This is a genomic window from Bathymodiolus heckerae thiotrophic gill symbiont (assembly GCF_900180345.1).
Lineage (GTDB): Bacteria > Pseudomonadota > Gammaproteobacteria > PS1 > Pseudothioglobaceae > Thiodubiliella.
In genome coordinates this window covers 1-11,643 of the sequence record NZ_FXLV01000048.1, presented here as the reverse complement: position 1 = coordinate 11,643, position 11,643 = coordinate 1, and the positions used below count along the sequence as shown (strand labels likewise).

The 11,643-nt window shown below is 37.6% G+C and carries 13 protein-coding genes; all 13 read right to left on the bottom strand.

Annotated features, from left to right (window positions below):
- Positions 1-433: 433 nt before the first annotated feature.
- On the bottom strand, positions 434-841 hold the full coding sequence (locus CRYPD_RS06255; protein ID WP_138146742.1) for a hypothetical protein: 408 nt from the start codon (positions 839-841) through the stop codon (positions 434-436).
- A 118-nt stretch (positions 842-959) separates the two neighbouring features.
- Positions 960-2,558, bottom strand: a complete 1,599-nt coding sequence (gene purH / locus CRYPD_RS06250) for a bifunctional phosphoribosylaminoimidazolecarboxamide formyltransferase/IMP cyclohydrolase (RefSeq protein WP_138146743.1) — start codon at positions 2,556-2,558, stop codon at positions 960-962.
- A gap of 878 nt (positions 2,559-3,436) precedes the next feature.
- Positions 3,437-3,667: a helix-turn-helix domain-containing protein gene (locus CRYPD_RS06245; RefSeq protein WP_138146741.1), complete on the bottom strand. Its 231-nt coding sequence runs from the start codon at positions 3,665-3,667 to the stop codon at positions 3,437-3,439.
- Positions 3,654-4,628, bottom strand: coding sequence for a tRNA dihydrouridine synthase DusB (gene dusB, locus CRYPD_RS06240; protein ID WP_138146740.1), 975 nt, complete (start codon positions 4,626-4,628; stop codon positions 3,654-3,656). The genes CRYPD_RS06245 and dusB overlap by 14 nt, the downstream gene beginning before the upstream one ends.
- A gap of 3 nt (positions 4,629-4,631) precedes the next feature.
- Positions 4,632-5,189: a peptide deformylase gene (def, locus tag CRYPD_RS06235; RefSeq protein ID WP_138146739.1), complete on the bottom strand. Its 558-nt coding sequence runs from the start codon at positions 5,187-5,189 to the stop codon at positions 4,632-4,634.
- Complete coding sequence (gene nadB, locus CRYPD_RS06230; RefSeq protein ID WP_138146738.1) at positions 5,183-6,739, bottom strand: L-aspartate oxidase; 1,557 nt, start codon at positions 6,737-6,739, stop codon at positions 5,183-5,185. The genes def and nadB overlap by 7 nt, the downstream gene beginning before the upstream one ends.
- A 26-nt stretch (positions 6,740-6,765) precedes the next feature.
- On the bottom strand, positions 6,766-9,141 hold the full coding sequence (locus CRYPD_RS06225; protein WP_244610267.1) for an efflux RND transporter permease subunit: 2,376 nt from the start codon (positions 9,139-9,141) through the stop codon (positions 6,766-6,768).
- Positions 9,142-9,143: 2 nt separating this feature from the next.
- Positions 9,144-9,800: a protein-L-isoaspartate O-methyltransferase family protein gene (locus tag CRYPD_RS06220; RefSeq protein WP_138146736.1), complete on the bottom strand. Its 657-nt coding sequence runs from the start codon at positions 9,798-9,800 to the stop codon at positions 9,144-9,146.
- Between the two features lie 52 nt (positions 9,801-9,852).
- Entirely contained in the window at positions 9,853-10,014 is a 162-nt protein-coding gene (locus tag CRYPD_RS08115) for a hypothetical protein (protein WP_171004371.1), read from the bottom strand.
- Complete coding sequence (locus CRYPD_RS06215) at positions 10,007-10,849, bottom strand: DNA ligase (protein ID WP_138146735.1); 843 nt, start codon at positions 10,847-10,849, stop codon at positions 10,007-10,009. The genes CRYPD_RS08115 and CRYPD_RS06215 overlap by 8 nt, the downstream gene beginning before the upstream one ends.
- The gene (locus CRYPD_RS06210; RefSeq protein ID WP_138146734.1) at positions 10,846-11,088 is read right to left on the bottom strand and encodes a type I restriction-modification system subunit M N-terminal domain-containing protein; all 243 of its coding nucleotides are present in this window, start codon (positions 11,086-11,088) and stop codon (positions 10,846-10,848) included. The genes CRYPD_RS06215 and CRYPD_RS06210 overlap by 4 nt, the downstream gene beginning before the upstream one ends.
- Before the next feature lie 16 nt (positions 11,089-11,104).
- Positions 11,105-11,299 carry a Fic family protein gene (locus CRYPD_RS06205; protein WP_138146733.1) on the bottom strand — a complete coding sequence of 65 codons (195 nt, stop codon included), beginning with the start codon at positions 11,297-11,299 and terminating at the stop codon, positions 11,105-11,107.
- A gap of 148 nt (positions 11,300-11,447) precedes the next feature.
- A partial coding sequence (locus tag CRYPD_RS06200; RefSeq protein ID WP_171004370.1) for a transposase occupies positions 11,448-11,643 on the bottom strand: 196 nt, incomplete at its 5' end.

The following is an 11,643-nucleotide window of genomic DNA, read 5'->3' as shown; positions in this document are numbered from 1 at the left end:
AATTTTTGCTCAATTGTTAGATTTATTCTCTCTTTTCTGGTTTTTATTATTTGCGTCATTTTGACCTCCTTATTTTTTGTATTATAAGGCTATCTTTGTGTCTAAGAAAGTTAGATCATTACAATGTTTTTCTATGTCTTGCTATTTTTACAGAATCAACAATTGCGAAAATTGACACACTTACTATTATTATTAATCCTGTTATAAATCCGTAAAATATAGATAGTAAGTTAAACCATCCTAATAAAAGTAAGGCACTGATAGGTATAGTTGGAATTAGAAAGGATTTTTTGAGATCATCTATATAGAGATGTCCAAATCCGGGTGTATTTAAAGACATCAGTGCTGCAATCCATCTTTTTCTCTTTTTAATCTTAGCTATAAAATGCCTATTTTTTTTTGAGGTTATTGAGTATAAAGCAACTTCAGACTATCAGCTTTTAATCGGTTCAATACTAAAGTCTTCCCAGTTTTCAGTGTCATAAGTAATGTAGAAGCCGTGCAGCATTTGTGAGACTTGCACTTTCATTTCATCGGGTAGTTGCCACACACGATTGCACTCTTGGAAGCCCTGAATATCCATAAAATTATTAACGCGAATAACATCTTTTTTGCTGAGTTCTAAGTTGGTAAAAGTGGTGATAACTTCATTTACGAACTCAGGTTTTGCCAAATTATAATAACCCATTTTGTCATATTTTCTGACCGTTTTAATGCACCCTTGTATGTGCGTTTTTACCTTGTCAATATCATAATATTCTTGGGTAACAGAAACAACGGCATCGTCTTCAATGATAACGACAGTGATTTCTGGAAAGGCGGTAATTTTTTCGATACTCATAACGATAAAGTCTGTAGTGATGTGGTATTTTTAATCTGTATTAAGTTTTGATAAAAGTATTTATATATTGAGAGTATGACACAACAAAGAAAACGAGCATAATAAATAATCAACTGAATTAATGCTTGAAGTGGCGCATGTCTGTAAATACCATGGCAATGCCATGCTCGTTTGCTGCTGAAATTACCTCGTTATCACGCATTGAGCCACCCGGTTGGATAATGGCTTTAATACCGGCTTTAGCGGCAGCGTCAATGCCGTCTCTGAACGGGAAAAAGGCATCTGATGCCATCACTGAGTTTTCGACTACTAAGTTTTCATCGGCAGCTTTGATGCCTGCAATTTTGGCAGAGTAAACCCGAGACATTTGTCCTGCACCTACGCCAATGGTCATTTGGTTTTTAGCGTAGACAATGGCGTTGGATTTGACGGTTTTGGCGACTTTCCAGGCGAATAATAAATCTTTAATTTGCTCGGCAGTTGGGGCTAAATCACTAACGCATTTAATGTTATTTTCAGTGATAACACCCAAATCTTTATCCTGCACCAACAAGCCGCCTGTAACTCGCTTGTAGTCTAAAGAGGGTTGTGCTGTGCTTAAATCACCGCATTCTAGGACACGCACATTTTGTTTGGTTGATAAGATTACTTTAGCATCCTCATCTACATTAGGGGCAATGATGACTTCAACAAATTGGCGCTCAATAATACTTTGCGCAGTATTTCTATCTAAGTTACGATTAAAAGCAATAATGCCACCAAATGCTGAGGTTGGGTCAGTTTTAAAAGCGTCGTCATAAGCCGTAAAAATGTCAGCACGCACAGCAACGCCACAGGGGTTAGCGTGCTTTACAATCACGCAACACGGCGCATCAAAACTACGCACACATTCTAGGGCGGCATCTGCATCCGCCATATTGTTATAAGACATTGCCTTACCTTGGCACTGGGTTGAGGATGCTACGCAAGCCTCAGTAATGCCACTTTCAGCATAAAATGCTGCATGTTGATGTGGATTTTCCCCATAACGCATTGATTGAACTTTGTTAAATTGTAAATTCATGGTGCTAGAAAACCCGTCTTCCTCTTTACCTAGATAATTGGCAATAGCGCCATCATAGGCAGCAGTATGTTCAAAGGTTTTGAGTGCTAATTTAGTGCGAGTTTCTAGCGTTGTATTACCACTTTTGTTAATTTCATTCATCACTGTTTGGTAGTCTGCACTGTCAATCATTACAGTAACATATTGATGATTTTTTGCCGCTGCTCTTAACATTGCTGGACCACCAATATCAATATTTTCAATTGCATCTTCTAGTGTGCAATCAGGATTGGCAATGGTTGCCTGGAAGGGGTAAAGATTAACGACAACTATATCAATAGGAGGAATATTGTATTCCTGCATTACTTTAAAATCTTGTTCCCTTCTAGCTAAAATTCCGCCGTGTACCTTAGGATTGATAGTTTTAATTCTACCATTCATCATTTCAGGAAAGTTAGTATATTGTTCAATATCAATTACATTTATCCCATTTTTATTTAAGTATTTGGCTGTACCACCTGTTGAAAGAATTTTTATACCACTATTTTCTAATCTTTTGGCAAAGTCTACAATCCCCGTTTTATCTGAAACACTAATTAATGCATGTGTTATTTTTTCTAATTTTTTCTTTTCATGCCAGTAAAGAAAAGGTGTACTGGATACGACACTTTCCATACTTTCTTGAAATCCTTTAATATAGGCATATACAGAAATTATTTGCTTATCGTTAATTAAATTACAACAAACATTAATTGACTCTTCTAATTTTTTAATGTCAAAATTTTTATTATATATATGTGCTTTGTTAAGCAAAGAAAAAATACCAAAAAGATAATTCTTCACTTGGAAATCAGAAATATTGCTAATTAAATGAGGAATGGAAAACGCTAAAATTTTTATTTGATCAATATCAGTAATAAGAATTTCATACTTTTTTCGATACTCTGTAATATCATCTAATGAACAGCTTAAGGCATATTCGTAGTCTTTATAACAATCTTGATTAATGTAATCATATTGTGATAGAAAATCAAAAGAGTCGCGACAAAGAGATTGGAACTCTGTTTTTTCTAAAAAGAATTGCAAAACAATTAATTCTGTTGGTTGTTTTTACGAAAATTTTTAAAATAGAAGTCTATAAAAATTGATCTATGATTTTTTTTTGAAACTGCACTATTTTTATTTGATTTTTGATTTTCGTTAAAACGCTTAATCATTTCATCAACAGTTTTTTTTCTATTTATCTGCATAGTTATGTCTTTAATTAAAAGCTATTAAAAATGGTGTTAATTATACTGTAAGCATACAAATTAATGCAAGTAATATTGCCACAAGTAATATTATCTCATTTATAACATGGTGAGACCTTTGTATAAATATGAATAATCATTAAAAATCCACTTTTTACCAACTTGGTAATTTTTTTAAACCCAGCCTTAGCCTTGCTAGGGCAGAGTTTAAAAAAATACCAATTTGGTAAAAATTGAATTCTGCTAATCACCTATATTTATGCAAAGGCCTCATGGTGTATCCAGTCTAAAAGCGTATTTTTTTCAAAGTTTATAAAGTGCAATTTTTTTCTTTAAAGTACCACGGTTCATTCCCAGAATTCTAGCAGCTTCGCTTTGGTTTTGTTCAACCATATCCAAGACAAATTTAATAGTGATAGATTCGCTTTCTTGCATTACCATTTTACGCACACCAGAAACCTGTTCTCCATTTAATTGCTTAAAGTAGCGCTTGAGTTTGGTGTTAATACATGTGGGTAAATCAGTCGAGTTCATTGAGGCAATTCTTAAATTGTTGATATTGTTGTTCAGAAGTATTGATTTTACTAATTTTTGTCCAACAAGTTTGAGGTTTATTTTCAAAATGTTGCAGATACCAAAGAATGTGTTTTCTGGCGATACGCACACCTAGCCCTTCGCCATAAAATTCGTGAATTTGTTGGATATGATTGAGTGCAGTTTGTTTTTTGAGTTCAAACGAGGGTGTTTTGGCGTATTCGTTAGTTTTGAGGTAGTGGTCAATCTCAGCAATAATCCAAGGGTTGCCTTGCGTGGCTCTGCCGAGCATAATGCCGCTTACCCCCGTATCACTTAGCACTCGTTTGGCTTTTTCAGCACTGGTAATATCGCCATTGGCAATCACGGGAATGCTTACTTGTGTAACCACCTCGGCGATGGTGGCATATTCTGCTTCGCCATTATATTTGTCTGCTTTGGTTCTGCCGTGCACACTGAGCATTTGAATGCCTGCATCTTGGGCAATTTGAGCGATGATAGGCGCATTTTTATTGGCACGATTCCAGCCTGTGCGCATTTTTAGTGTAACAGGCACATCAACGCTATTTACCACAGTATTGAGAATGTCTTTGACTAAAATCTCGTCTTGCATTAGTGCCGATCCTGCGGCTTTGTTGCATACTTTTTTGGCAGGGCAGCCCATATTAATATCAATAATATCTGCACCAAATTCTACTGCTTTTTGAGCAGAAATGGCTAATTCATCTGCTCCAGAGCCTGCGATTTGAATGCTAATCGGTGCTGATTCTCCTTTGAAATCTAGGCGGTATTTGGATTTGTTGGTTTTTAATAAATGCGTTTGTATCACGACCATTTCAGAGGTGGTGAGCGCTGCACCTTGTGCTTTGCAAAGCATTCTAAAGGGCCTGTCGCTTGTGCCTGCCATCGGCGCAAGCAATACTTGAGAGGTGAGTGCATAAGGTCCAATTTGAATTGCCATAGATTACCTTTTGTCGGTTTTTTTGACTTTTTCTAACAGGCGTTTTTGCTTGAATTTAGACAAATAATCTACGAATAAAATGCCTTGTAAATGGTCTAATTCGTGTTGAATACAAACTGCAAGCAAATTGCGTGCCTCTAGCGTGAATGCCTTGCCATTTTGATCCAATGCCTCAATCACAATATGATTAAAACGCTCAACTTCTGCATAATAACCTGGCACTGACAGACAGCCCTCAGTGTGCATTTCTTTGCCGTCTTTTTGGGTAATTGTTGGGTTGATAAAACACAGTGGATGCTTTTTAGCAAGCGGCTTGTTGTGTTTGTTTTCACGATTTTTTAGCAACAACTGATAATCTTCTCCTGAATCTGGAACATCCATCACCATCACTCGTAAGTGCTGATCAATTTGCGTGGCTGCCAAGCCAATCCCATCTGAGGCGTACATGGTTTCAAACATATTTTTTACCATTGTTTTAATCTCATTATTTACCATTTTTACCTCGCTAGCCTTGGTGCGTAAGCGTTCATCTGGGAATTTTAAAATTGGTAGTATCATAATTTTATAATCGTATTTTGAATATTGGCAGAGGTGTTTGGACAGTCTTCATTGTAATGTAACCCTCGGCTTTCCGTTCTTGAAATTGCCGATTTAACGATAATTTGTGCTGTGGTAATAAGATTTCTGAGTTCGACTAAATCGCTTGATATCAGGTAGAGGTGATAATATTCATTCACTTCATTTTGAATCTGACTAAGGCGCATTTGTGCAGCATGTAGGCGTTTGTTACTACGCACAATGCCGACAAAATTCCACATAATGCGCCTGACTTCATCCCACAAATGCGTTACCATCACTTTTTCTTGAGAGGGGCTGGCTCTGGAAGCATCCCAGTCATCAAAATTTGAATGTGGGTGCTTAAATATTGATTGATTGATATGGTTAGCACAGGCCTTGGCAAACACAATACACTCTAATAATGAATTACTCGCCATACGGTTTGCACCATGTACGCCTGCGTGTGCTACTTCGCCAATGGCGTATAAATTCTCTATAGTACTGTGTGCATTAATATCGACTTGAACGCCCCCGCAAGTGTAGTGTGCAGCAGGCACAACTGGGATGGCTTGCTCGGCAATATCAATGCCAAAAGAGGTGCATTTTTTGTCAATGGTCGGGAAATGTGATGTTATCCAATCCTTATCTTTAAAAGATATATCTAAATATACGCAATCAAACCCATTTGCCTTCATTTCTGAGTCAATCGCCCTAGCAACAATATCCCTAGGGGCGAGCTCAAGGCGCTCATCGTATTTGTGCATAAAGGCATCACCATTTGGCAACACGAGTTTAGCGCCTTCGCCACGCAATGCCTCAGAGATTAAAAATGATTTTGCGTGCGGGTGATATAGGCAAGTCGGGTGAAATTGGGTAAATTCCATATTAACAATATTACAATGCGCACGATACGCCATAGCAATGCCATCACCTGTCGAAGTGTCTGGATTAGAAGTATAAAGGTAAACTTTAGAAGCACCGCCTGTGGCAAGAATGGTTTTATGGGCAATAAAACTTTCCACTTCGTTGTTAGATTTATTCAGAATATACGCACCAAAGCATTGCTTGCTTTTCATTAGTAAATCAATGGCAATAAAGTTTTCAAATAAGTGAATATTTTTCTTTGCTTTCACGCTTTGCAATAAGTTGGTTTGGATAGATTTCCCTGTTTTATCTGCCACATGGGCCACACGCCGATTACTGTGTCCACCCTCAGTAGTGAGATGATATTGCCCTTGTTCTTGGGTGAACGACACCCCTAATTTTTCTAAAGATTGAATGGCAGCAGGGGCTTGTTCAATCATAAAACGAATGGCTTTTTCATTGCCCAGATTGTTACCTGTTGATAGCGTATCGTCGATGTGTGATTGAAAGTTGTCCTGTGTATTCAGCACTGCCGAAACCCCACCTTGTGCGTAATAGGAACTGCCTTCTAAGAGTTTGTCTTTGGCAATTAGCGCAACAGACAAGTCCTCAGAAAGCTGCAAGGCACTCATCAACCCCGCACTGCCTGTGCCGATAATTAAAACATCAAAGTGTTGTTGTGTAGGCATAGGTTAATTCAGTGGCAGTGCTGTGTTTAAATTTTTGGCTTAACCATTAAAATCAATTTTGGCAGTAAAGTTAGATTAGCTAACAATGCGCTAATCATAGCAATGGCAGTAAATATGCCAAAATAGATACTTGGGATAAAATTAGATAACGCTAAAATTAAGAAGCCTAAAGTAACGGTAATAGAGGTATAAAACATTGCCAAGCCAATCGAGTTGTGCGAACGATACATAGTGGCTAAATAATCCCCATCTTTTTGAAACTCGGCTTTAAAACGATGGATATAATGAATGGCGTTATCAACACCGATACCAATCGCAATGGCTGAGATGGTGATGGTCATCAAGTCTAGCGGAATATTCATCAGTCCCATAATGCCGAGAATAAAAATCGATGGTAGGGTATTAGGGATAAGCGCCAAAATTGACAAACTAAGAGATTTAAAAATAAACAAAAACATCACAAAAATCATTGCAAATACCACTGTAATGGTTTTAATTTGAGAGGCGAATAAACTCTGCAACATATTGTTATACAGTACCAACATTCCCGTGGTGTGAAAACTGCCCTCTCTAAAACCAATATCCTTGCCAATATAGGTTTCAATTTTCTCAATCAATGCCGCTCGTTTAAGGGCTTTGTTGGTTTCACGAATGCGAATAACCATCCGCAATTGCCCACTGTCTTCTGACATATAAGGATCTAGCACATGCATTTTGGCACTATCTGGAATCTGACTTTTAATAACATTTAAGAAGAAACCATTCGGTGCTTTGTTGTCATTTGCTTGCGTCAATATTTGCATCAGCGTGTCAACTGAAAGCACTTTTCCCGTCTCATCCAAGCTGTCTAAATACTGATGAATTTTGTGTATATCGGTGCGTAAATCCTCGTCATACCAGTAATCCTCAGCCAACTCATCAAATACAATTTCTAGCGGAATTGTGCCACCAAGTTTTTTGTCAATCAGGGTCAAACCTTGGTTAATTTCGGTGTTTTCTTTGAAATAGTCAATAAAGCGATTTTCCACACTAAGTTTATTAATGCCCATCGCCGAAACACCGATAAACAATACCAAAATTACCAACAAATGATTGCCAAACTTCTCAGTAAATTTTGCTAAACCATAAGTAATACCTAACTCGGTATTGAATTGTCGAACTTTTGGTTTTGGTAAAAAACTCATGATAATTGGGAAGGCAACAAATGACAGTGCCAGCGCAATCATTACCCCAATTGACATCATCCAGCCAAAGTCAATCACCGGTCTGATGCCACTAATCAACAACGATCCAAAAGCAACAATGGTGGTAAGCGTGGTAAACAAACAAGGCTTGAGCATTTGCTCCAATGTGTTTTGAATCAGTGTTCGATACTCTAGGTCGGGGGTATTTTGTGCCAATTCTCGATAACGCACCACCAAATGAATCGTTACTGAGAGCGTCATTACTAGCAATAGTGAAAAGAAATTACTTGAAATAACAGTAACTTTCCAGCCTAAAAATCCCAACACACCTGTCATCATCAGTGCACCCGTAATACTGATTCCGATTGGCATTAACACCCAGCGAATGCCTTTAAAAATAATTGCCAAAATTAGTGTCATTAGCCCAATTACTGCCAAACTAAAGACGATTAAATCACTGCTAATATAGCCAATAATATCGGTGGTAATCATGGGCAGCCCACCTAAAAATAGACTGGCTTTATCATGATATTTTTCAATCGTTGTACGAATTTGTGCAATGGTTTTGTCCTGCAATTTACTCTGCATTGTTGCGTCTTTTAATACTTGTTTTTCGATGGATATAAGTTTGGCTAGTGCTTCTTTAGAAAGCGTATCATCCGCTCTTTCAAGTCGCATTGCATCACGCATTTGACGGCGTTTTTCAAATTTTTTATTGTCTTTCAACACCACGAGGATTGCGCTGGTTTTGCCGTCCTTGCTGACTAAATTATCAGCATACAATGGCGATGTTTTAAATTCCTTAATAGCAAGTGCGAGGTCGGCATTGCCGTTATCGATAGAAATATCTTCAGAGGCCAAGTCGGTAAGTGCCAGCGGCGGCGATTGGAACAAAGGCACATCCAAAATCGTGGTTACTGATTTAACTTGGCTGATGGCTTGTAAGTCTTGTCTAAAATTCGCCAAATGGCGGAGTTGTGCTGGTGCGAGCAACTTGTCTTTAACCTGATAACTAATAACTAAATAATCATCAGAGCCGTAATTTTTCTTAATACTTTGGTAATAACGCAGATTACTATCACCCTCTAAAACCAATGAATCTGACGAAGCATCCAGTTGAAAATTAGGGATTTGTGCAATAAAAAAACCAACGATAAGCAGCAACAGCACAATGCTATTACCAGATTTGTTTAAAACAGAATTATAAAAATGTTTCACGATTAGAATTCAAAACTTGCCACTGTTTCCAGTCCCTGCATTGTATTTAAGTGTGTTTCAAACAGTGTTTTTGTGTCCCATTCGTGTTCGCTAATGCGGGTGATGAGTTTTGCACTCATTGCATTGCCCGTGCCTTCCACCACGAAAATACGACCCCCTACATTCAGTAGGTGAAAATAACGCCCTGTAATTTTAGGCACGGCACTGGCCACAATCACCGCATCAAAAAAATCGTTCGACTGCCAGCCTTGAGAAGCATCTCCTACTTGAAGCTGTGCATTGTTGATGTTTAACGCCTTGAGTTTTTCTTGTGCGCCAGTGCTGAGTTCCTCGTCAATCTCAATACTGGTAATGGATTTACAAAGTTTTGACACCACAGCCGTTAAGTAGCCACTGCCAGTACCTACCTCTAAAACCGCTTCATTCTGCTGAATATTAAGTGCATCAAGCAATCGCCCCTCAATTTTAGGGCTAAACATCTTTGCTTTGCTACTTAGTGGAATTTCAATATCCGCAAAGGCTAAATTTTTATACGCCTCAGGCACAAAATCCTCTCTAGGGATATTTTTTAGTGCATTATTGGCAATATAGTTCAAACCACCCCAAGGGCGAATTTGTGAATCAATGGCATTTTGTCTTGCCTGTTGTATATTAGTCATATTGGTTTTCTTTTATTAAGAATAAAGGTAATTTTAATATATTTTTAAGGACTTACCGCGCTAATCTAATGAGACCTTTGCATAAATAGGGATGATTAGCAAAATTCAATTTTTGCCAGATTGGTGATTTTATTAAACCTTGTCCTAGCAGGGCTAAGGCTGGGTTTAAAAAATCGCCAAGCGGGTGAAAAGTGGATTTTTGATGATTATTCATATTTATGCAAAGGTCTCCTAATACGCAAAAATACAGGATATTTTGGTTTACCCTTTTTCGTCAAGCCAAAATATTTAAAAGTAATCGTAGTGCCAATAGGCGGTGGATTTTCACGCTGAATATCTTTAAATCCAGAGCCAATTTTTACCAACACTCCCTTTTTAGTTTTGCACAATAACGCCCCCATTTTTCCCGTATATTTTCCTTTACCAGGCAAAATCTTCTCTATTACACACTCCGTATCCAAGTATTGTTTTACCTTTAATGCCGAACTTAATCGCCCAGTTTGATATGCTGTATTTGGATTTCTAACCACCACACCCTCGCCACCTTTACGCACGATATTTTGCAAAAATCGCTTGACTTGGTGCCGCTGATTAATCGGATATTGCTTGATAATTTTAATTGGACTACCCACTCGCATCTTTAAATAATCACGCAAAACCGCCAATCTATCCAACAATCCACCCTGCTGATTTGGCACTTCAAAAATCTGATGGGTAATTTTTCGCCACCGCTCATCAGGATTTTTACGTCTCACAATACTGCTAATTCCTTCAAAATCTGCCCGCTTCGTCCACAATTCCCCATCAATCGCAAACGGTGGATAATTCTCAATAAACCAATCAGGTGTCATAATTTTTTTCCCGCCTCGAGTGAGCAATTGTTTACCATCCCAAAACCCCCGAATCCCATCTAATTTCTCACTCATCACCCAACCCACCACAGATTTCGTTTCATCATAAGTTTTAAGTAAAAATAAATCAGGCTTATCCGCTGCCAACAATAAACTAGGTAGGCATAATAAATATAATATTTTGATGATTGTTTTCATATTGACACCAAGGCCTTTTGTGCATTATTTTTATACCAAACCGACAAAGGCGTGCGATTATCTTGTGCTTTTATTTTTGGACAATCATTGTCTAATTCTTTTTTGTTAGCCTTTTCATCATTACCAGACAAATATCGTAAGAATAAAAAAGACAACATATAATCACGAAGATCATTCGCATCCATCGTGCCACGCAATTCGTTGGCTTCACCTAATTGTTTTTTGTTTTGTTTTTTCATAATTTTTTCTATAAAGTTAATGTTTTAAGCGATATTTTTGCGTCGGGCTATTTGGACTATTTGGCTGGGTCATTACCACTAAATTTTCAGAAATGGCAGGCAATAAATATTTTTGACGAAAATTTTTAGTATCTTTTAACCCCAGAGCCAGCATCAAGTCTTCTTTACTCATCTCGCCATTCATAATTAAAATAAGTTGAGACCTTTGCATAATTCATAATTCCCCATCCTATTTTCAACCCTTGCAATTTTTCAAAAAAAAATAGCTCAAAATTTCCGTATTTTTCCATAAAAATCTAAAAAACACCTTGTTTGTCTGATTTTTTTAGCCTTATTTCTCTCTTTTTAGCCTTTTTTACTCACTGGATGTAATAATCCCTTAGGCTTTTTAATCGCTGCATTTCTTTAAAAATATTCATGCCAGTTTTAAGGTTATGACTCATGGCAATCAGTTGTACTCTGGTTTTGTTTCTCTCTAGTCCAAGGTATCTTGCCTTGCCTAAACCGTGATGAAGTTTTAGCAAGCCAAAAGTGCGTTCTACGATATAACGAATG